The organism is Serratia sp. Z4 (assembly GCF_009900725.1).
Classification (GTDB): Bacteria; Pseudomonadota; Gammaproteobacteria; order Enterobacterales; family Enterobacteriaceae; genus Serratia; species Serratia nematodiphila.
In genome coordinates this window covers 969220-989353 of sequence record NZ_JAAABD010000002.1, presented here as the reverse complement: position 1 = coordinate 989353, position 20134 = coordinate 969220, and the positions used below count along the sequence as shown (strand labels likewise).

At 62.2% G+C, this 20134-nt stretch carries 17 protein-coding genes; 8 read left to right on the top strand and 9 right to left on the bottom strand.

Features of this window, described 5'->3' with window-relative positions; genetic code table 11:
* Positions 1-3: 3 nt before the first annotated feature.
* Together GT753_RS12540 and GT753_RS12535 are read right to left on the bottom strand one after the other, a co-directional pair.
* Complete coding sequence (locus GT753_RS12540) at positions 4-1164, bottom strand: NapC/NirT family cytochrome c (protein ID WP_015378525.1); 1161 nt, start codon at positions 1162-1164, stop codon at positions 4-6.
* Positions 1165-1397: 233 nt separating this feature from the next.
* Entirely contained in the window at positions 1398-1820 is a 423-nt protein-coding gene (locus GT753_RS12535; protein ID WP_004935707.1) for an NUDIX hydrolase, read from the bottom strand.
* A gap of 247 nt (positions 1821-2067) precedes the next feature.
* Between GT753_RS12535 and fruB the strand changes: the two genes are divergently transcribed.
* From fruB to fruA, 3 genes are read left to right on the top strand one after another with little or no spacing between them, the layout of a single operon-like run.
* The gene (fruB, locus tag GT753_RS12530; RefSeq protein WP_015378524.1) at positions 2068-3201 is read left to right on the top strand and encodes a fused PTS fructose transporter subunit IIA/HPr protein; all 1134 of its coding nucleotides are present in this window, start codon (positions 2068-2070) and stop codon (positions 3199-3201) included.
* Entirely contained in the window at positions 3198-4139 is a 942-nt protein-coding gene (gene fruK / locus GT753_RS12525; protein ID WP_004935702.1) for a 1-phosphofructokinase, read from the top strand. The genes fruB and fruK overlap by 4 nt, the downstream gene beginning before the upstream one ends.
* 11 nt (positions 4140-4150) lie before the next feature.
* The gene (fruA, locus tag GT753_RS12520; RefSeq protein ID WP_160125627.1) at positions 4151-5836 is read left to right on the top strand and encodes a PTS fructose transporter subunit IIBC; all 1686 of its coding nucleotides are present in this window, start codon (positions 4151-4153) and stop codon (positions 5834-5836) included.
* Between the two features lie 61 nt (positions 5837-5897).
* Here fruA and nfo read toward each other — a convergent pair whose 3' ends face one another.
* Together nfo and GT753_RS12510 are read right to left on the bottom strand one after the other, a co-directional pair.
* On the bottom strand, positions 5898-6737 hold the full coding sequence (gene nfo, locus GT753_RS12515) for a deoxyribonuclease IV (RefSeq protein WP_004935697.1): 840 nt from the start codon (positions 6735-6737) through the stop codon (positions 5898-5900).
* Positions 6738-6826: 89 nt separating this feature from the next.
* Entirely contained in the window at positions 6827-7900 is a 1074-nt protein-coding gene (locus GT753_RS12510) for a YeiH family putative sulfate export transporter (RefSeq protein WP_015378520.1), read from the bottom strand.
* Between the two features lie 192 nt (positions 7901-8092).
* Here GT753_RS12510 and GT753_RS12505 point away from each other — a divergent pair, with 192 nt between their 5' ends.
* The 3 genes from GT753_RS12505 to GT753_RS12495 all read left to right on the top strand — a co-directional run bounded on the left by GT753_RS12505 (position 8093) and on the right by GT753_RS12495 (position 10955).
* Positions 8093-8290, top strand: a complete 198-nt coding sequence (locus GT753_RS12505; RefSeq protein ID WP_015378519.1) for a hypothetical protein — start codon at positions 8093-8095, stop codon at positions 8288-8290.
* 98 nt (positions 8291-8388) lie between these two features.
* A complete protein-coding gene (yieE, locus tag GT753_RS12500; RefSeq protein ID WP_021505917.1) occupies positions 8389-9255 on the top strand; it encodes a DNA-binding transcriptional regulator YeiE in 867 nt (288 codons plus the stop codon).
* 221 nt (positions 9256-9476) lie between these two features.
* Positions 9477-10955 carry an amino acid permease gene (locus GT753_RS12495; RefSeq protein ID WP_015378517.1) on the top strand — a complete coding sequence of 493 codons (1479 nt, stop codon included), beginning with the start codon at positions 9477-9479 and terminating at the stop codon, positions 10953-10955.
* 45 nt (positions 10956-11000) lie between these two features.
* Here the strand turns inward: GT753_RS12495 and GT753_RS12490 are convergent, their stop codons facing one another.
* Complete coding sequence (locus GT753_RS12490; RefSeq protein WP_015378516.1) at positions 11001-12101, bottom strand: GGDEF domain-containing protein; 1101 nt, start codon at positions 12099-12101, stop codon at positions 11001-11003.
* A 364-nt stretch (positions 12102-12465) separates the two neighbouring features.
* Between GT753_RS12490 and GT753_RS12485 the strand changes: the two genes are divergently transcribed.
* Both GT753_RS12485 and GT753_RS12480 read left to right on the top strand, forming a co-directional pair.
* Entirely contained in the window at positions 12466-13548 is a 1083-nt protein-coding gene (locus GT753_RS12485; RefSeq protein WP_004935667.1) for an iron ABC transporter permease, read from the top strand.
* Complete coding sequence (locus GT753_RS12480; RefSeq protein ID WP_004935663.1) at positions 13545-14333, top strand: ABC transporter ATP-binding protein; 789 nt, start codon at positions 13545-13547, stop codon at positions 14331-14333. Before GT753_RS12485 ends, GT753_RS12480 begins: the two co-directional genes overlap by 4 nt.
* A gap of 33 nt (positions 14334-14366) precedes the next feature.
* Here the strand turns inward: GT753_RS12480 and GT753_RS12475 are convergent, their stop codons facing one another.
* The 4 genes from GT753_RS12475 to GT753_RS12460 all read right to left on the bottom strand — a co-directional run bounded on the left by GT753_RS12475 (position 14367) and on the right by GT753_RS12460 (position 20106).
* Entirely contained in the window at positions 14367-15314 is a 948-nt protein-coding gene (locus GT753_RS12475; RefSeq protein ID WP_075685456.1) for a siderophore ABC transporter substrate-binding protein, read from the bottom strand.
* A 55-nt stretch (positions 15315-15369) separates the two neighbouring features.
* Positions 15370-17358, bottom strand: a complete 1989-nt coding sequence (locus tag GT753_RS12470; protein ID WP_004935657.1) for a ligand-gated channel protein — start codon at positions 17356-17358, stop codon at positions 15370-15372.
* A gap of 244 nt (positions 17359-17602) precedes the next feature.
* Positions 17603-18598: an ABC transporter permease gene (locus GT753_RS12465; protein WP_075685454.1), complete on the bottom strand. Its 996-nt coding sequence runs from the start codon at positions 18596-18598 to the stop codon at positions 17603-17605.
* Entirely contained in the window at positions 18595-20106 is a 1512-nt protein-coding gene (locus tag GT753_RS12460) for a sugar ABC transporter ATP-binding protein (RefSeq protein ID WP_160125626.1), read from the bottom strand. Before GT753_RS12460 ends, GT753_RS12465 begins: the two co-directional genes overlap by 4 nt.
* Positions 20107-20134: the final 28 nt, after the last annotated feature.

Genomic DNA, 20134 nt, shown 5'->3' with positions numbered 1-20134 from the left:
CCCTTAAAGCTTGGCCGGTGCGGCAGGTGGCATGTCGCTGGCGTGTTTTTGTACGTATTGCGTCAGCACGCGCAGCTGTTCCTGCGTCAGCGAGGTGCGTGGCGCCATGCCTTTGATGACGCCGATCCATTGGTTGGCGTTGAAGCGATCGAGCGCGGTCAGCCCGTGGCAGCCGGTGCAGTTGGCCGACATCATGTCCGCGGCGTAGCGCCAGATTTTTTGCTGATCGTCGATCAGCTGCTTGCGCGGCAGCCACACCTGCAGAGAGACCTGATGCCAGATCAGGCCGGTTTCCGCATCGGTCTGAGTCGACGCGGTCTTCAGCTGTTGGCGCGCATCCTCACCCAGCAGCACGCTGAGGATGCGCTTGCCCTGCGCGGCGTAGAACACTTCGCTGACGCCGTCCTGCTGCCAGCCGCTCACGGTGGCCAGCACCTTGTCGCCATCCTGCTTGACCACCTGCACTTCGGTGGACGGCATCAGGTTGCCGGCGTTATGACTGTCGTCTGCGCCGAGGAAGAACGGTTCGGTGGCGATGGTGTAAAGGGTGGTGGCGTCCGGTGCGGTCAGCGCCGCGGCCTTCGCCAGCTCGGCGGCGCCGGCCTGGGTTTCGCCGCTCATGTCCGGCAGGATATGCGCCACGCCCTTGTGGCAATCGATGCAGGTTTCGCCCTGTTTGATCGCCACCGGGTGCTGCAGGCGCGCCTCAGGGCGCTGGGCGGTGATGTCCATGGCGTCGTAGCTGTGGCAGGAGCGGCAGGTGGCCGAGTCGTTCTCTTTCAGCGTCTTCCAGACCGACTGTGCCATCGCCAGCTTGTGCGCTTCGTATTTCTCCGGCGTATCGATGGTGCCGACCATCTCGCCGTAGATGTCTTTTACCGCGCGGATCTTGGTCCACAGGTAGTCGATCGGCTGGTGCGGCACGTGGCAGTCGGCGCACTCGGCGCGGATGCCCTTGGTGTTCTGGAAGTGGACGCTGCCTTGATATTCGGCCAGCGGCTGTTGCATGGTGTGGCAGGAAACGCAGAAGGCGGTATCGCTGGTTTTATGGAAGACGGTGGCGGTCCCGGCCAACAGCGCTGCGCCGAGGATAATCCCCAGCAGCAAAAGCCATAGCCATCCCCACCGACGCTTTTTTTCAAAGCCAGTCAGTTTTTTGCTCATGGTAAACCCGCTTATAATTATGAATTTAAAATAAAATCTTGCCAAAAGGCCGCCGACCGGAGGTCAGAATGCCACGTCGATTGCAGGGGTAATGATAGAAGAGGGTTAACCCCATAGGGTTATCCGTAGTCAAAAAAATGGCGTATATCGCAAAAAATAGCGTTATATTCCAATTTATATAGCGATAGGGCGCTGCGGCAGGGGAAGCGAGCGCAGCACGCGCTCGCGATGGGTCAGGCCGTGGGCAAATAGGCCAGGCCGCTCAGCCACAGGCGGATGGCGGTGCGGCTGGCTTCGAAATGGGGTTCCGGCAGGGCTTCAGGCGCGCACCAGCGCCACTCGGCGCATTTCTCGGGCTCTCTCAGCTCGGCGTTGCCGCCGGGGTGATCCACCTGCAGGCAGATTGACACCGTGTGTTTGCCTTCGGCGCGCCAGGTTTGCAGATTGTTGCTGACGCCAACAAAGCGCGGCGGGTCGATGAGCAACCCGGTCTCTTCGGCGATTTCGCGCTGGGCGCACTGCTCGAAGGTTTCACCGGCATCCAGATGCCCGCCGGGGATCGACCAAAAGGGCGCGTGGGAACCGCAGCGTTTGCCCAACAAAATCTCGCCTTGCGGGTTGACGATGATCACCCCGACGCCTGTCACTACGTTCATGCTTTTCTCCGTCAGCAAGCTTTCAGCACAGTATGTCATTTTGCCCCGGCGCTGGCCAATACGCCGGAAAAAGTGTGCGTAAGCTCAAAAATCTGCAATGGCGAAAGGGAGAAAGCTTGCTTTCGCCTTGTGCTGCTCACACACTCCTTGAAACGTTTCAGCGTTGTCCGGCCGCTTGTGGCGAACGGATAACGCTCCTTTTTCTCAATGAAGCTGAAACGATTCAATTCAGCAGGAGAGGAGAATCATGTTCCAGTTGTCACCGCAAGACATTCATCTGGGCGCCGTTGCCGACGGTAAGCAAGAGGCCATCCACCTGGTGGCCGCCGCCCTGACCGAAGCCGGCTGCGTCAGCGCCGGTTACGTGGACGGCATGCTGCAGCGCGAACTGCAGACGTCCACCTATCTGGGCAACGGCATCGCCATTCCGCACGGCACCACCGATACCCGCGATCTGGTGTTGAAAACCGGCGTGCAGGTGTTCCAGTTCCCGCAGGGCATTGCGTGGGGCGAAGGCCAGACCGCCTATGTGGCGATCGGCATCGCCGCCCGCTCCGACGAGCATTTGGCGCTGCTGCGCCAGCTCACCCACGTCCTGAGTGATGACAGCGTGGCGGAGCGGCTGGCACAAACCACCTCTGCGGAAGAGCTGCGCAGCCTGCTGATGGGCGAGCAGCAGAGCGCCGAATTCCAGTTCGACGTCTCGCTGATTGCGCTCGACGTCGCCGCCGACAGCCTGATGACGCTGCAGGCGCTGAACGCCGGCCGGCTGCAAAAGGCCGGCGCGGTCAACGCGCAGTTCGTCAGCGATGTCATCACCCGCAAGCCGCTGAACCTGGGGCAGGGCATCTGGCTGAGCGACAGCGTCGAAGGCAACCTGGCCAGCGCGGCCACCGTCAGCCGCCCGGCGCAGGCTTTCGTGGAAGACGGCGAGCCGGTGGCGCTGCTGCTGACGGTGTCGGTCGCCGACGCGCAGCCGCTGGCGGTGCTCAACTACCTCAGCGATCTGCTGCTGGCCAATAAAGCTGAACGTTTGCTGAAGGCGGATGCCGCCGGCGTGCTGGCGCTGCTGACCAGCGAAGTGGCTGAGGAGAGCAGCGTGCTGAGCGCCGAGTTCGTGATCCGCAACGAGCACGGTCTGCACGCGCGGCCGGGCACGGCGCTGGTCAACGTGATCAAAAGTTTCAACAGTGACATCACCGTCACCAACCTGGACGGCAGCGGCAAGCCGGCCAACGGGCGCAGCCTGATGAAGGTGGTGGCGCTGGGCGTGAAGAAAGGGCATCACCTGCGCTTTACCGCCAATGGAGAAGATGCTGAAGCCGCGCTGAAGGCGATTGGCGAAGCGATTAATGAAGGACTGGGCGAGGGCGCAGCATGAGCAGAAGAGTAGCAACGATCACCCTGAACCCGGCGTACGATCTGGTGGGTTTCTGCCCGCAGATCGAGCGCGGGGAAGTCAACCGGGTAAAAACCGCCGGCCTGCACGCCGCCGGTAAGGGCATCAACGTCGCCAAGGTGTTGAAGGATTTAGGCATCGACGTCACCGTCGGCGGCTTCCTGGGCAAAGACAATCAGGACGGTTTCCAGCTGCTGTTCAGCGATCTGGGGATCGCCAACCGCTTTCAGGTGGTGCCGGGCCGTACCCGCATCAACGTCAAGCTGACGGAAAAAGACGGCGAAGTCACCGACTTCAACTTCTCCGGTTTCGAAGTGACGCCGCAGGACTGGGATCGCTTCGTCAGCGACTCGCTGAGCTGGCTGGGCCAGTTCGACATGGTGGCGGTGAGCGGCAGTCTGCCGGCCGGTGTCGATCCCGACGCCTTTACCGACTGGATGACCCAGCTGCGCGCCAAGTGCCCGTGCATCATTTTCGACAGCAGCCGCGAAGCGCTGGTCGCCGGGCTGAAGGCCTCGCCGTGGTTGGTCAAACCGAACCGCCGCGAGCTGGAAATCTGGGCCGGCCGCCCGCTGCCAGCGCTGGCGGACGTGGTTGAGGCCGCGCATGCGCTGCGCGAGCAGGGCATCGCCCACGTGGTGATATCCCTCGGTGCGGAAGGCGCGCTGTGGGTTAACGCGTCCGGTGCCTGGATCGCCAAACCGCCGTCCTGTGAGGTGGTCAGCACCGTGGGCGCCGGCGATTCGATGGTCGGCGGCCTGATTTATGGCCTGCTGATGCGCGAATCCAGCGAACACACCCTGCGTCTGGCCACGGCGGTAGCGGCGCTGGCGGTCAGCCAAAGCAACGTCGGCGTGACCGATCGTCCCCAGTTGGCCGCGATGATGGCGCGCGTCGATCTGAAACCTTTCAATCAATAGCAGGAGGCAGAATGAAAACGCTGCTGATGGTAGACAGTTCGCTGGGGCAGGCCCGTGGCCACCTGGCGAAACGCATGCTGGAGGCCGCCGCGGCCAAAACTGGCCTGACGCTGGTCGAGTCACTGCAGGACGCCGAACTGGTGGCGGTGGCGGGGCAGGCTGCTCCTGCTGACGCCGGGCTGAACGGCAAATTGGTGTATGTGGGCGAGGTAGAACAGGCGGTGCGGGAACCGGACGCTTTTCTGGCGCGTGCCAAGGCCGAAGCTGAAACCTATCAGGCGCCGCAGGCGGCGGCACCGGTGAAAGCCAATGGGCAAAAACGCATCGTGGCGATCACCGCTTGCCCTACCGGCGTGGCGCACACCTTTATGGCGGCCGAAGCCATTGAAAGTGAAGCCAAGAAACGCGGCTGGTGGGTGAAGGTGGAAACGCGCGGTTCCGTCGGCGCCGGCAACGCCATCACCCCGGAAGAAGTGGCGGCGGCGGATCTGGTGATCGTCGCGGCGGACATCGAAGTGGATCTGGACAAGTTTGCCGGTAAGCCGATGTATCGTACTTCCACCGGTCTGGCGCTGAAGAAAACCGCCCAGGAACTGGACAAGGCGCAGGCCGAAGCCGAAGTGTTCCAGCCGCAGCAGCGCGGTGGCGCGGCGCCGGCGGCGAAAAAGAAAGAGGGCAACGGCCCGTATCGTCACCTGCTGACCGGCGTGTCCTACATGCTGCCGATGGTGGTGGCCGGCGGCCTGTGTATCGCGCTGTCTTTCGTGTTCGGCATCAAGGCGTTTGAAGTCAAAGGCACGTTGGCGGCGGCGCTGATGCAGATCGGCGGCGGCTCCGCCTTTGCGCTGATGGTGCCGGTGTTGGCCGGTTTCATCGCCTTCTCCATCGCGGATCGTCCGGGCCTGACGCCGGGCCTGATCGGCGGCATGCTGGCAGTGAGCACCGGCGCCGGGTTCCTCGGCGGCATCATCGCCGGCTTCCTGGCGGGTTATGTCGCCAAGGCGATCAGCAGCAAGCTGCGCCTGCCGCAAAGTATGGAAGCGCTGAAGCCCATCTTGATCATTCCGCTGGTCGCCAGCCTGATCACCGGCCTCATCATGATTTACGTGGTCGGCACGCCGGTGGCGAAGATCATGGAAGGTCTGACCCATTGGCTGCAATCGCTGGGTACCGCCAACGCCGTACTGCTGGGGGCAATCCTCGGCGGCATGATGTGTACCGACATGGGCGGCCCGGTGAACAAAGCGGCCTACGCGTTCGGCGTGGCGCTGCTCAGCTCTTCGGTGTATGCGCCGATGGCGGCGATCATGGCGGCGGGCATGGTGCCACCGCTGGCGATGGGGCTGGCGACGCTGCTGGCGCGCCGCAAGTTCCCGAAATCCGAACAGGAAGGCGGTAAGGCGGCGTTGGTGCTGGGGCTGTGCTTCATCACTGAAGGGGCGATTCCGTTCGCCGCCCGCGACCCGATGCGCGTGCTGCCGTGCTGCATCGCCGGCGGGGCGCTGACCGGCGCGCTGTCGATGGCCTTCGGCGCCAAACTGATGGCACCGCACGGCGGGCTGTTCGTGCTGCTGATCCCGGGCGCGATTTCGCCGGTGCTGCTGTACCTGGTGGCGATCGCCGCCGGCACGCTGTTGGCCGGGGTGGCTTATGCCCTGCTGAAACGTGCTGAAGTACCGGCGGCCAGTGTGGCGTAACGGCGATCCAGCCATAAAAAAACCGGAGCCCAGGCTCCGGTTTTGTCGTTTGGGCGCCGCGTTACTGCTGCGCCTTCAGCCAGGCGATCTCTTCCGCCCAGATATCCGGGTTTACCGTTTCCAGAATCAGCGGGATATTGTCGAAACGCGGATCGCGCATGATGTAGCTGAACACCGTTTTGCCGATGTTGCCTTCCCCCAGGCTGTGGTGGCGGTCGACGCGGCTGTTGAACTCGCTCTTGGCGTCGTTCAGGTGCATGCCGCGCAGGTAGTTGAAACCGACGATGTCACCGAGCTGTTTGAAGGTGTGTTCGCAGGTCTCTTCGGTGCGCAGATCGTACCCGGCGGCGAAGGCGTGGCAGGTGTCGATGCAGACGCCGACGCGGCTTTTGTCTTCCACGCCGTCGATGATCGCCGCCAGGTGTTCGAATTTGAAGCCCAGATTGCTGCCCTGGCCGGCGGTGTTTTCGATCACGGCCGTCACACCGGCGGTTTTGTCCAGCGCGATGTTGATCGATTCGGCGATGCGCGCCAGGCATTTATCTTCATCGATTTGCAGCAGGTGGCTGCCGGGGTGGAAGTTCAACAGCGTCAGCCCCAACTGTTCGCAGCGCTGCAGCTCGTCGATAAACGCTTCGCGCGATTTTTCCAACGCCTCGGCCACCGGGTGCCCGAGGTTGATCAGGTAGCTGTCGTGCGGCAGGATCTGCCCCGGCCCATAACCGTACTGGGCGCAGGCGCTCTTGAACTTATCGATCACGTCCGCGGCCAGCGGCGCGGCCTTCCATTGACGCTGATTTTTGGTGAACAGGGCGAACGCGGTCGCCTCCAATTCGTGCGCGCGGATAACCGCTTGATCCACGCCGCCTGACGCGCTGACATGTGCACCGACAAACTTCATCTTCATTCTCCTGTGTTATCGGTGACATTATGGCATTGATGGCGGGCGGAATAAATGCGGCCCGCCGAAGCGGGCCGCAGAAGGGGAGTTTAGAACCAGTGTTGCACCAGTTGGTTTATCGCGCCGCCGCCGACCAGCAGCCAGACGAACAGCAGCGTGGCCAGCAGAATCGGTTTCACCCCGGCCTGGCGCACGGCGCTGATGTGGGTGGTCAACCCCAGCGCCGCCATCGCCATCGCCAGCATCCAGGTGTCGGCGGTGATCAGATGGCGCACCAGCGTGGCCGGCAGCAGGTTGAAGGAGTTCAGCCCGGCGACGGCGATAAACAGCACGGCGAACCACGGAATGGTGATGGCGGATTTTTCCGCCTTGCCTGCGCTGCCGCGGCTGATGTAGCCCGACAGCAGCAGCAGGAACGGCGCCAGCATCATCACGCGGATCATCTTGGCGATCACCGCTGCATTTTCGGCGTCCGGCCCGATGGCGTGCCCGGCGGCGACCACCTGAGCCACTTCGTGAATGGTGGAGCCGGCGTAGATGCCGAAGGTTTCCTGGCTGAACGGCAGCCACTGGAAGTGTTCATTCAACTGATACAGCCACGGGTAGGCGAAGATCGCCAGGGTGCCGAACACCACCACGGTCGAGACCGCTACCGCCACTTTGCTGGAGTCGGCCTTCAGCACCGGCTCGGTGGCCATCACTGCCGCCGCGCCGCAAATGCTGCTGCCGGCGCCGATCAGTATCGCGGTTTGGCTGTCGATGCCGAACACTTTCTTGCCGAGCCAGCAGGCCAGCAGGAAGGTGGTGATCAGAGTCAGCGCGTCGATGATGATGCCGCTGGCGCCGACGTCGGCGATCTGCTGAAAGGTCAGCCGGAAGCCGTAAAGGATAATGCCCAGACGCAGCAGACGCTGTTTGGCCAGCTGTACGCCGCTGTGACAAACGGTTTGCCAGTGGGGGTACAGCGTGTTGCCCACCAGAATACCGAGCAGGATCGCCAGCGTCAGCGCCCCCAGCCCCAGCTCCGCCACCCAGGGAATATCGCCGGCCCAGACGGCCAGCGCGGTGAGCGCGCCGGTCAGTGCCAGCCCCGGCACCAGCCGCGGCAGGCCAAACAGCGAAAAGCGTCGCTCGGGATAAGTGTGAGTGGTATCAGTCGCCATAAAAGTCAGTCCTTCAGTCTGTTTCTTGCTGCTAAGAGTACGTTTGGGCTGAATAAAAGAGAAATTGATTATATATTTATAACCTATCTGAATAAGTGGTATGGGATCAGGCATTGGCATAACGCCGCATTGCGGCTAGGGTGAGGAAGTGCGGCGAGCCGCCGTCAACTTTCCAACTAACAGGAGCAGGCGATGGATACCGACGATCAACGCAGAGAGCAGGTAGATCAGGAAGTGGGGCGCGCGGTGCGGCGGTTGATTGAAGAAAACAAGACGATCGACCGCGAGCATCTCGCGGCGATGCTGCAATTGATACTGCGGGACGAAGCCGGCACGCCGCGAGAGCCGGTGCTGGCCGCGGCGGCGCAGCTGGTCGCCTTGGGCAAATAGCGCGCCGATCTGGCCGCAAACGGGGTAGCCTGGCCGGGCTGCCCACATCACCATGTTGGGGTTCTCTGGCAGAACCTTCTTTTAATACCGGGACGGCTATGCATATCACGTTGCGTCAACTGGAAGTTTTCACCGAAGTGCTGAAAAGCGGTTCGACCACTCAGGCCTCGGTGGTGCTGGCGCTGTCGCAGTCGGCGGTCAGCGCGGCGCTGGCGGATCTGGAGGGGCAGTTGGGCGTGCAGCTGTTCGATCGCGTCGGCAAACGGCTGGTGATCAACGAACACGGCCGCTTGCTGTACCCCAAGGCGCTGGCGCTGCTGGAGCAGGCGGGGGAGATCGAGCAGCTGTTTCGCCATGATGGCGGGGCGCTGCGCATCGCCGCCAGCAGCACCATCGGCAACTATATGCTGCCGGAGATGATCGCCCGTTACCGCCGGGACTTTCCGGCCACGCCGCTGGAGCTGAACGTCGGCAACAGCCAGGATGTGATCGTGGCGGTAGCGGATTTTCGCGTCGATCTGGGGCTGATCGAAGGGCCTTGCCATATGCCGGAGCTGGTCACGCAGCCGTGGCTGGAGGACGAGCTGGTGGTGTTCGCTGCGCCGGATAACCCGCTGACCCGTCAACCGCCGACGCTGGAGGCGCTGGCGAATGCGCCTTGGATCCTGCGTGAGCGCGGTTCTGGCACCCGCGAGGTGCTGGATCATCTGCTGTTGGCACACCTGCCGCACTTTCAGCTGGTGATGGAGCTCGGCAACTCGGAGGCGATCAAGCATGCGGTGCGGCACGGTATCGGCATCAGCTGCCTGTCCCGGCGGGTGGTGGCTGAGCAGCTGGCCAGCGGCGCGCTGGTGGAACTGCCGGTGCCGTTGCCGCCGCTGCGCCGCACCCTGTACCTGATCCGCCATCGGCAAAAGCACGTCTCCAACGCGTTGCAACGTTTTCTCAGCTATTGCGTGCTGTGATCGACAGCGCGTCACGTCTTCTATCGCCGCGCAGGCCAAAGAAAGCATAAAAACCTGCGCGCGCTCACATTAATGAGAGTAAGTAAGGCCATAAGGGGCGCGGCTAATAATTGCCTCTGAATTATGAAGCTATCTTATATCGGTGCAATGTTGCTAGTTCACCGGCGGGTATTTGTTACAATCCGCCCTCATTTTTCGAAGAGCAGATAGATAGGGAACGAATGGCTCAGCAGGATATAAAAACATCGGGGCAGCAAGCACCCGGATTGCGCCGCGAGCTGAAAGCCCGGCATTTGACCATGATCGCCATCGGCGGCTCCATCGGCACCGGCCTGTTCGTCGCCTCGGGCGCCACGGTTTCTCAGGCAGGTCCCGGCGGGGCGCTGCTGTCTTACGCTCTGATCGGTTTGATGGTGTACTTCCTGATGACCAGTCTGGGCGAACTGGCGGCCTTTATGCCGGTCTCCGGTTCATTCTCCACCTACGGCGCCAAATACGTGGAAGAAGGCTTCGGCTTCGCACTGGGCTGGAACTACTGGTACAACTGGGCGGTGACCATCGCCGTTGACCTGGTGGCTTCGCAATTGGTGATGAGCTACTGGTTCCCGGACACGCCCGGCTGGATCTGGAGCGCGCTGTTCCTCGGCCTGATGTTCCTGCTGAACTACATTTCGGTGAAAGGGTTCGGCGAGGCGGAATACTGGTTCGCGCTGATCAAGGTCAGCACCGTGATTATTTTCATCGCCGTCGGCGTGCTGATGATTGTCGGCATTCTGAAAGGCGGCGAGCATGCCGGCTGGCAGAACTGGACCATTGGAGATGCGCCGTTCGCCGGCGGCTTCTCGGCGATGATCGGCGTGGCCATGATCGTCGGCTTCTCGTTCCAGGGCACTGAACTTATCGGCATCGCGGCCGGCGAATCGGAAAACCCGGGTAAAAATATTCCGCGCGCGGTGCGTCAGGTGTTCTGGCGTATCCTGCTGTTCTATATCTTCGCCATCCTGATCATCAGCCTGATCATTCCGTATACCGATCCGAGCCTGCTGCGCAATGACGTGAAAGACATCAGCGTCAGCCCGTTCACCCTGGTGTTCCAGCATGCCGGCCTGCTGTCGGCGGCGGCGGTGATGAACGCGGTGATCCTGACGGCGGTGTTGTCCGCCGGTAACTCGGGCATGTACGCATCGACCCGCATGTTGTACACCCTGGCATCGGAAGGCAAAGCGCCGCGCATCTTCGCCAAGCTGTCGAAAGGCGGCGTGCCGCGCAACGCGCTGTACGCGACCTGCGTGGTGGCCGGGTTGTGCTTCCTGACCTCGATGTTCGGCAACCAGTCGGTTTACCTGTGGCTGCTGAATACCTCGGGCATGACCGGCTTCATCGCCTGGTTGGGCATCGCCATCAGCCACTACCGTTTCCGTCGCGGTTACATGCTGCAGGGACACGATCTCAACGACTTGCCGTACCGTTCCGGGTTCTTCCCGCTGGGGCCGATCTTCGCCTTCGTGTTGTGTCTGATCATTACCCTGGGGCAGAACTACCAGGCCTTCCTGCAAGACAAGATTGACTGGTACGGCGTGACCGCGACCTACATCGGCATTCCGCTGTTCCTGCTGATCTGGTTCGGTTACAAGCTGTCGCAAGGCACCCGTGTCGTGAAGTACAGCGAAATGGAATTTCCGAAGATGGACGTGAAGTAATTTTCGGTGAGTGATACGCGGCGGGGGTTCCCGCCGCGTTTGGCTTTACTTTTTCCCGCCTTTGGCTTCCGCCAGCGCCTGCTGCGCCGAACTCATCAAATCTTCCACCGTCGCATAATGCTGCGTCAGCGCCACAATGCCGGCGTTGAGCTGCATGTTCACCTCGCCGAATGCGCCAAAATCGTAAGGCGCCTCCAGCGGTGGCACGATGCGCGCCAGGAACTCGCTTTCCGCGCCGTAGGGCAGATCGTGCACCAGAATCAAAAACAGGCCGCCGGTATAGCGGCAGACGTAGTCGCTCGGGCGGATCAGCGTCTTGAGACGCTCGCCGACGGTGCGCAGTACGTCGTCGCCGATCTGGACGCCATGGCTTTGGTAGAGCGCCGCCAGCGGACCGAACTCAAGAATGAACAGGTGGGAGATCGGCTGCGCCGTTGCGGGGCGGCAGATGCTGCGCATCACCACCTCGCCGCCTGCGCGGTTGAGAAAGCCGGTCAGGCGATCGCGGTGCGATGCCTGCTGCTTCTCCCAGGCCAGCGTGACGTGCTGCACCAACTGGCGGTGGTAGCGCGCGATCATGCCATGGGCCAGCACCAGCCACAGCGGCGCGAGATCCGCCATGACAAACAGATTTTGCACGCGCGACAGCGGCGCCGCCAGCAGGTAGGGCAGCGTCAGCGCGATCACCTCAAGCAGCGCGAAGCGCGGCGCGGCGGCATGGCGCTGCATCAACCAGCAGGCCAGGGCGGTGATGGTCAGGCCGGCGAACAGGATCAGCACGAAGCGGCCCGACAGCATCGCCAGCGCGGCGCTGGCGCCAACCAGCAGCGCCCACAACAACACCGTCACCAGCATGGCGTTCGGCCAAGCGGGTTGGCGCCTTTGCGCCAACCTGGCACGCCCGGCGGTCAACAGCAGCAACAGCAGCAGCAGGCCGATACCGACCAGCGGTTGGTTCAGCCAGGCGTACCCCACCAACAGCGCGGCTGGCCCCACGGCATTCAGCCAGGGGGTGAGAGGAGAGGGCGTCAGCGTGAGACGCAGCTGGCGTTGAAACGGTTCGTCATCGGCGTGCAGCGGGCTGTGCAACAGCCAGTTCAGCAGCGCCGGGCGTTTGGGCGTTACCGCCGGAGATGGACTTCTCATTACAGCCTCGTCAATAAGGCCGCTCTTGCGGCGGCCTGAAAGTTTTTTGCACGCGCGGTGCTGTGGTTTTGGATTCTATGTGGTTTTGCCGCTATTTGTCAGAGTCTGGTCGGATCAGGAATAATTTTCAGAATAATTAACCTACTGGCCGTTGGCGGGGGAAAGCGTGGTGGTTTGAAAAATGGCGAGAAAAAACAAATTATTACATTTCGACAACGCTGTTTTCACCTATTGATATGATTGATAAGTATTATCGTTTGCTTTATTGTGGGCGGCTGCGCGCAGGCGGTCGCCGCGCGCTTTCCGGTTTACGGCGGACGCCTTCGCGCCGCTGTCATGATGGTTGTAACAGGTATCTTAACGAATGAGCGTATCCACCGATCCCATGACTGACGCCAAGGGGCAACCCAACGCCGGCGTGATGGGGCGTTATCAGCATATTCTTCGCCATCGCCTGTTGATGATGGGCGTGTTGGCACTGGCGATCCTGGGTTCGCTGCTGCTGGATTTCACCATGGGGCCATCCGGCCTGTCGCTGTCGTCTTTGTGGCAAACGCTGCTTGACCCCGCCGCGGCCGATGCCGGCACGCGGGTGATCGTCTGGGACATCCGCTTGCCCTATGCGCTGATGGCGGTGGTGGTGGGCTTTGCGCTCGGTCTGGCCGGGGCGGAAATGCAGACCATCCTGAATAACCCGCTGGCCAGCCCCTTCACCCTCGGCGTATCATCCGCCGCGGCCTTTGGCGCCGCGCTGGCGATCGTGCTCGGCATCGGCATTCCGGGTATTCCCGATCAGTGGTTCATCTCCGCCAACGCCTTTATCTTTGCGCTGTTCGCCGCGCTGATGCTCGACGGCATCACGCGCTGGACGCGGGTCGCCACCTCCGGCGTGGTGCTGTTCGGCATCGCGCTGGTGTTTACCTTCAACGCGCTGGTCTCGATGATGCAATTCATCGCCAGCGAGGACACGCTGCAGGGGCTGGTGTTCTGGACCATGGGCAGCCTGGCGCGCGCCTCGTGGGACAAGCTGGGTATTCTGTTCGGGGTATTCGCCGTGCTGCTGCCGCTGTCGATGATGAGCTCGTGGAAACTGACCGCGCTGCGTCTGGGGGAAGACCGGGCGGTGAGTTTCGGCATCGACGTGCGCCGTCTGCGGCTGACCACGCTGCTGCGCATCAGCATGCTCTCGGCGCTGGCGGTGGCCTTCGTCGGGCCGATCGGCTTTATCGGCCTGGTGGCGCCGCACATCGCCCGCATGATCTTCGGCGAAGATCACCGTTTCTACCTGCCGGCCAGCGCGCTGATCGGCGCGCTGGTGCTGTCGATGGCCTCGGTGGCGTCCAAAAATCTGGTGCCCGGCGTGATCATTCCGGTGGGCATCGTCACCTCGCTGGTCGGGGTGCCGTTCTTCCTGAGCATTATTCTGCGCCATCGGGGGAACGTATGAGCCAGGGTTTACGGATAGAAAACTTCTCGGCGGGTTACCCGAAGCGTCAGGTGATCGACAATCTCTCGGTGCCGATGCTGCCGCGCGGGCAAATCACCGTGCTGCTGGGGCCGAACGGCAGCGGCAAATCGACGCTGCTGCGCTCGCTGGCCGGGCTGAACCCGGCGCAGGGCAAGCTGTGGCTGGACGACGGCGATCTGATGCAGATGCCGTTCGCCCGTCGGGCGGAGAAAGTGGTGTACCTGCCGCAGTCGCTGCCCGCCGGGGTGCATCTGCACGTGCTGGAGTCGATCATCGTGGCGCAGCGCGCCTCGGGCGGCCGCAGCAACGCCGGCAGCGAAGCGGAAGTGATGGCTTTGCTGGAACAGCTGGGCATCGCCCACCTGGCGCTGAGCTACCTCGATCAACTATCCGGCGGCCAGAAACAGCTGGTGGGGTTGGCGCAGTCGCTGATCCGTCAGCCGTCGCTGCTGCTGCTGGATGAGCCGCTGAGCGCGCTCGATCTCAACTACCAGTTCCACGTGATGGATTTGGTGCGCCGTGAAACCCGCAAGCGCAATATCGTGACGGTGGTGGTGGTGCATGACATCAACATCGCGCTGCGCCACGGCGACCACGTGTTGATGCTGCAGGATGGCGATCTGATCGCCGACGGCGCGCCGGATCAGGTGATTACGCCGCAGAGCCTGGCGCGGGTCTACGGCGTGCGCGGGCGCATCGAGCGTTGTTCGCAGGGCACGCCGCAGGTGCTGATCGACGGCCTGGTAAACCAGCCGACGATTTAATCCAGGAAAAAGCCCGGCATCGCCGGGCTTTTTTTATCGCGCAGCGTGGGTTAGCGCCTCGCTCACGCGTTCGACGACGTGCTGGGCGGTGACGATGCCGCCGGACAGATAAACCTCGGCCGCCGGCAGGTAAACCACCTGGCCTTTCTTCACCGCTGCGGTTTTCTTCAGCGCAGTGGTGGTAAGGATTTTCTGCGGCGCCACCGCGTTCGGCCGCCCGGTCGCGGCGTCTCTGTCGATGATGAACAGCCAGTCCGGATTCAGTTTGGCCACCTGCTCAGGCGTCAGCTTGTTGCCGCGCACGTCTTTTTCATCGGACTGCAACGCGGACGCGAAGCCGAGGGCGTCATAGACGAAGCTGAAACGGCTCTTGGGGGCGTAAGCGCTGATCTTGCCGCCGGAGAACAGCACCACCAGCCCGCGTCCGGCCTGGGCGGCCTGTGGTTTGACCGCCGCGATCTGCGCATCCAGCTTATTGATCGCCGCCTGCGCCTGTTGCTGCTTATCGAACAGCTCACCCAGCTGCAGCGTGCGCTGTTTCAGGCTGCCCAACTGATCCTGCTGATCGACGGACATATTCAGCGTCGGCGCCAGCGTGTTCAGCTCGTCATAGGCTTTGGACGCCCGGCCGGCGATCAGGATCAGATCCGGTTTGGCGGCGCGCAGCACGGCCATATCCGGCTCGAACAGGGTGCCGGCATTGAGGTATTTGTCGTCCTGATAGCGCTTCAGGCTATCCGGCAAGTTTTTGCGATTGCCGGGCAGCGCCAGCGGCTCGACGCCCAGCAGCTGCAGCGTTTCCAGCGAGGCGTAATCCAGCACCACGATGCGCTGCGGGTGTTTCTTCACCTCGGTGCTGCCGTTCAGGTGCTGAACGTTGACGGTGGCCGGGGCCGCCGGCGCGTCGGTTTTGCTGTGGCAACCCGCCAGCGCCATCGCGGCCAGCAGGGCGATCATCAGGGGGGAGCGGCGTAATTTCATGGGGCTTCCTCACGGTGATGGAATGAAAAGGGCGCGCAGCGCGCGCCCGGGGGCATCAGAAGTTGTAGGTCATGCCGACGGTGTAACGGCGGCCGTCCAGCGTGGTGTTGTAGTGATCGTAATCCACGGTCTTGTCGAGGATGTTGTAGACCCCGCCGGTCAGCTGCAGGTTTTTCGCCGCCTGGTAGCTCAGGCCCGCATCGACGAAGGTGTAGGACGGCGTGCTCTTGGCCATCGAGGTACGGCTCAGATACTCAGACGTTTTGCTGCGGAAATTAACGCGCGACCACAGGCTGAGGTCCTGCGTGGCGCGCCAATCCAGCACGGTGTTAACCATGTGCTTCGGCATCTGGTTGAGCGCCTTGCCCTGGAACTCGCCGCTCTTCTGCTCGGAAGAGGTGTAGGTGTAGTTGGTGTTCCACTTCCAGTCTTTGTTGATCTGCCAGCCGAAGGTGGCTTCTACGCCGCGCATATTGGCTTTGTCGACGTTGACGCGATCGCTGATAAAGTCGTAGACGTCATTGCCGATCTTACAGTCCGGCGTGTCTTCGCAGCGGCGCACTTCGGTGATCTTGTTCTTGAAGTCGGTGTTGAAGACGGTCACCCCGGCGTTGACGCCTTTCAGGCTATCCCACATCAGGCCGATCTCTTCGCTCAGGCTCTTCTCCGGCTGCAGATCCGGGTTGCCGACGATGATGCCTTTACGCACGCCGCCGCCGGTGACCTGGCCCCAGTTGGCGGAGGATTGGCGCAGATCCGGCGATTTGTAGCCGGCGGAGACGCCGCCTTTCAGCGTCCACTGTTCGGTCAGGTGCCAGACCCCGTACATGCGCGGCGTCCAGTGGCTGCCGAAGTTTTCGTCCTGATCCATGCGGATGCCGGTCGTCAGACTGAAGTCGTTGGTCAATGCCCACTCATCTTCGGCGAACAGCGCCCAGCTCCAGCGCGTCAGCTTGCTGAGACCTTGTGCCGATTCAAGCTGGTTGCCGCTGTCGCTCAGTTTTTCATAGCGATACTGACCGCCGAGGTTCAGCATGTGTGAACCCAGCTCGAACTGGTTCTGGGTGTTGAAGATGGTGTTGTACATCTTCATTTTGCGGCCCGGGTTGTTGGTCTCTTCCCGCTGAACGTAGCTGGTGGAGTTGCCGAAGTCGTAATAGCCGTTGTGGGTCAGCGCGTAGTTGGTGCGCGTATACAGGCTTTCGCTGCGCGATGTCGGCGTGCATTTGCCTTTGCTGCAGCGTTCCGCTACCACCGATTTGCCCGGCGTGCTGTTGCGATCCTGCAGCGAGCGGCCGATTTCAAAGTCGAATTCGTTTTTCTCGTCCGGGGTCAGGGTGAACACCGCGGTGCCGCTGCGCATGCGCTGCTCGTTGTAACCGTTGGTGATTTTATCTTCCGCGCGGCGCGACAGCAGGCCGTTGACCCGCAGGCCGAGCAGGCCTTCAACCAGCGGGCCGGAGGCGTAGGCGTTGGTCTGGAACAGATCGCCGGAATCGCGGTTTTCCTGAAGGGTGGCGTCGCCGTGCAGCGAGCCTTTCCACTCGGTGCGCGAGGTTTTGCGGGTGATGACGTTGATCACGCCGCCCATGGCGTCGGAACCGTACAGCGAAGACATCGGCCCGCGCACCACTTCGATGCGCTCAATGGCTTCCATCGGCGGCAGCCAGCCCTGTTCGATGCCGGCGTTATCGCTGTTCGGCCGGGTGCCGCGGGTGTCGACGCGCTTGCCGTCCACCAGGATCAGCGTGTACTTGGAAGACATGCCGCGAATGCTGATGTCGCTGCTGCTGGCGCCGCCGGTGACCACTACGCCCGGTACGTCTTTCAGCGCATCGGTCACGTCGCGATAGGCTTTATCTTCGATCTGCTGGCGCGGGATCACCGAGATGGAAGCGGCAGAGTCCTGAATTTTTTGCTGAAAGCCGGAGGCGGTGACGACCATGGTGTCCTGGGTGTCGTCCTGCGGCGCGGCCAGCGCGGCGGTGGCGCTGAGTGAGGCGATCACCAGAGCGGCGAGCTTGCTGTAACGTGGCGTTTCCATGAGGTAAACCTTTCCTGGATTGAAGTGAAAGTAATTAACCAATTGAATTTCTAATGAAATTATTCATCGTTCGCTGAGAAATACTTCGCTTCGTCAGCGTTGCGTGAGGGTATTGTAAGGATTTTTTTCTTAATGTAAACGCTAATGATAATTCATATCATTTGTATGCTTGTTCTGCTGACGGAAAAGGGTAACCGGATGAATTAAAGGGAAAAGCGGCGCAGCGGGCGTGCGCCGGGAAGGATCAGCGTTTCTGGATGTAGGTGATGGCCAGCGCCAGCGCCAGCACCAGGCCTTTGATAATGTCCATGGCGTAGTAGGGCACCGACAGCATCACCAGGCCGTTTTGCAGCACGCCGAGGATCACCGCGCCGATCAGGGTGCCGAGCGCATTGGGTTTACCGGCGCCGGCCAGCGAGAAGCCGATATAGGCCGCCGCCACCGCGTCCATCAGATAACCGCCGCCGGCATTGACCTGCGAAGAGCCAATACGTGACGCCAGTAAGATGCCGCCAAGCGCCGCCAGCCAGGAGGAAATGACGTAAGCGGCAACCCTGTAACGCACGGTGCGGATGCCCGACAGACGCGCAGCCTCGGGGTTGCCGCCGATGGCGTACATGCGGCGGCCGTGCTTGGTCAACGACAGGAACAGCTGCACCGCCACGGTGACCGCCAGCATGATCAGCACGATCACCGGCACCTGGCCGAGGGCGGAAAACACCTCCGGGATCAGGCCTTCGGCCATGTCGCCATTCGGCAGCACCATGTTTTGGGTGATGGAGCCGCCGTAGCTGTAGGTCATCGCCACGCCCTGGATCACGAACAGGCTGGCCAGCGTCGCCAGCATATCGGGGATTTTGAGCACCACGATCAGCAGGGCGTTGAACAGGCCGACCAGCGTGCACAGCAACAGCGTCACCACGATGGCGCCGGCGGTGCCGAAACCGTGCCAGACGAACAGCGAAATCACCAGCGCGTTGGCCAGCGAGGCGGTCGAGCCGACCGACAGATCGAAACCGCCGACCGACAGCGAGATGGAGACGCCGATGGCGATCACCGTCACGATGGCGATCGAACGCAGGATATTGATGATGTTGTTGGCATCGAGAAAGTTGTCCGACGCCAGGCCAAACAGGGCGATCAGCGCCGCTACGGTCAGCAGCATGCCCCACTTGTAGAGGAAATCAAACAGCTGTTGGCGCCAGGGCAGCGCAGGCCGCAAGGCAAATTCTTTACTCACGCAGGGGTTCCTCCGGTGGAATAGAGCAATAAGGTTTCTTCGTCGATGTCGGCGGCGTTCAATTCCGCCACGATGCGGCCGTCCCACAGCACGCAGATGCGATCGCACAGGCCAATCAGCTCGGCGAACTCGCCGGAGGCGTAAATCACGCCTTTGCCGGCGCGGGCCAGGCCGTCGATCAGGCTGAACAGCTCCTGTTTGGCCTTGATGTCCACGCCCTTGGTCGGCTCATCGAAGATCAGCACCTCGGCGTCGCCACGCAGCCATTTGCCGATCGCCACTTTTTGTTGATTGCCGCCTGACAGGCGCGCCAGCCGCTGTTGCGGGCCGGAGGCGCGAATATTCAGACGCTGCATGATCTCGCGCGCCCAGCGCAGCTCTTGCCGCCGGCTGAACAGGCTCCAGCGCGAGAAGCTGTCGTCGGCGCTGACGCTCAGGTTCATCGGGATCGCCTCGTCGATGAAAATACCTTCTTTGCGGCGTTCTTCCGGCACCAGCGCCAATCCTTGTTCGACCGACAAATGCGGCGCGCGTGGCACCCAGGGCTGCCCGCGCAGTTCGCCGCGCTCGAGCTGCACGGCGCTGGCGCCGAACAATGCCTTGCACAGTTCGGTTTTGCCCGCCCCGGCCAGCCCGGCGATGCCGAGGATCTCGCCTTCATGCAACCGCAGCGAAACGTCGCGCAGCTTATGGCGATCGTGCAAGCCCTGCACCTGCAGCAGCGTTCGCTCAGGGTGTGGCGGGCGCGGCGACGGGAAAATGTCGTCCAGCCGATGGCCGAGCATCTTCTCGACGATCTGTTCGCCGCTCAGCCCGCGCATGGCGTCTTCGCTGACGCGCCGGCCGTCGCGCAGCACCGTCAGCCGATCGCAAATGTCGCTCAGTTCGTGGATGCGGTGGGAAATAAACACGATGCCGATGCCTTCGGATTGCAGGCGGCGCACCACGTTAAACAGGCGCTCGCTCTCGGCGCGATCGAGCGGCGCGGTCGGCTCGTCGAGCACCAGAAAACGGCAGCGGTGCGACAGCGCGCGCGCCAGCAGCACCTGCTGTTTTTCCGCCAGCGTGCAGTCCGCCAGGCGTCTGCGCGGGTTGAGCGGCAGCGCCCATTGCTGCAGCAGCTGCACGGCGCGGCGGTGCAGCTCCGCCCAGTTCAGCCAGTGGCCCGGCTCGTTCAGCCAGTCCAGCATGATGTTTTCCGCTACCGACAGCGTGGGGATCAGCGCGACGTCGACCTCTTGCTGCACCACGTGAATACCGTGACGGCGCGCCTGCAACGGGGAGTGGATCGCCACCGGCTGGCCGTCGATCAGGATCTCGCCGCGATAATGATCGTGGGCGCCGGAGAGGATCGCCATCAGCGTCGACTTGCCCGCGCCGTTGGCGCCGACCAGCGCATGGATTGATCCGCCCTGCAGCGTGAAGTCCACGTCCTGTAGCGCGTTGAAGCCGGCGAAGGCGATCGAGATATTGCGCATCTCGAGGCGTGAAGGCGTTGCGGTTGACATAGGGTGTTAAGGCCGTTTAGATGTTTAG

What these genes read in the sequence shown, in the direction of transcription:
- GT753_RS12540 (WP_015378525.1), bottom strand. Translation starts at nt 1,164, where the DNA reads ATGAGCAAAAAACTGACTGGCTTTGAAAAAAAGCGTCGGTGGGGATGG.
- GT753_RS12535 (WP_004935707.1), bottom strand. Translation starts at nt 1,820, where the DNA reads ATGAACGTAGTGACAGGCGTCGGGGTGATCATCGTCAACCCGCAAGGC.
- fruB (WP_015378524.1), top strand. Translation starts at nt 2,068, where the DNA reads ATGTTCCAGTTGTCACCGCAAGACATTCATCTGGGCGCCGTTGCCGAC.
- fruK (WP_004935702.1), top strand. Translation starts at nt 3,198, where the DNA reads ATGAGCAGAAGAGTAGCAACGATCACCCTGAACCCGGCGTACGATCTG.
- fruA (WP_160125627.1), top strand. Translation starts at nt 4,151, where the DNA reads ATGAAAACGCTGCTGATGGTAGACAGTTCGCTGGGGCAGGCCCGTGGC.
- nfo (WP_004935697.1), bottom strand. Translation starts at nt 6,737, where the DNA reads ATGAAGTTTGTCGGTGCACATGTCAGCGCGTCAGGCGGCGTGGATCAA.
- GT753_RS12510 (WP_015378520.1), bottom strand. Translation starts at nt 7,900, where the DNA reads ATGGCGACTGATACCACTCACACTTATCCCGAGCGACGCTTTTCGCTG.
- GT753_RS12505 (WP_015378519.1), top strand. Translation starts at nt 8,093, where the DNA reads ATGGATACCGACGATCAACGCAGAGAGCAGGTAGATCAGGAAGTGGGG.
- yieE (WP_021505917.1), top strand. Translation starts at nt 8,389, where the DNA reads ATGCATATCACGTTGCGTCAACTGGAAGTTTTCACCGAAGTGCTGAAA.
- GT753_RS12495 (WP_015378517.1), top strand. Translation starts at nt 9,477, where the DNA reads ATGGCTCAGCAGGATATAAAAACATCGGGGCAGCAAGCACCCGGATTG.
- GT753_RS12490 (WP_015378516.1), bottom strand. Translation starts at nt 12,101, where the DNA reads ATGAGAAGTCCATCTCCGGCGGTAACGCCCAAACGCCCGGCGCTGCTG.
- GT753_RS12485 (WP_004935667.1), top strand. Translation starts at nt 12,466, where the DNA reads ATGAGCGTATCCACCGATCCCATGACTGACGCCAAGGGGCAACCCAAC.
- GT753_RS12480 (WP_004935663.1), top strand. Translation starts at nt 13,545, where the DNA reads ATGAGCCAGGGTTTACGGATAGAAAACTTCTCGGCGGGTTACCCGAAG.
- GT753_RS12475 (WP_075685456.1), bottom strand. Translation starts at nt 15,314, where the DNA reads ATGAAATTACGCCGCTCCCCCCTGATGATCGCCCTGCTGGCCGCGATG.
- GT753_RS12470 (WP_004935657.1), bottom strand. Translation starts at nt 17,358, where the DNA reads ATGGAAACGCCACGTTACAGCAAGCTCGCCGCTCTGGTGATCGCCTCA.
- GT753_RS12460 (WP_160125626.1), bottom strand. Translation starts at nt 20,106, where the DNA reads ATGTCAACCGCAACGCCTTCACGCCTCGAGATGCGCAATATCTCGATC.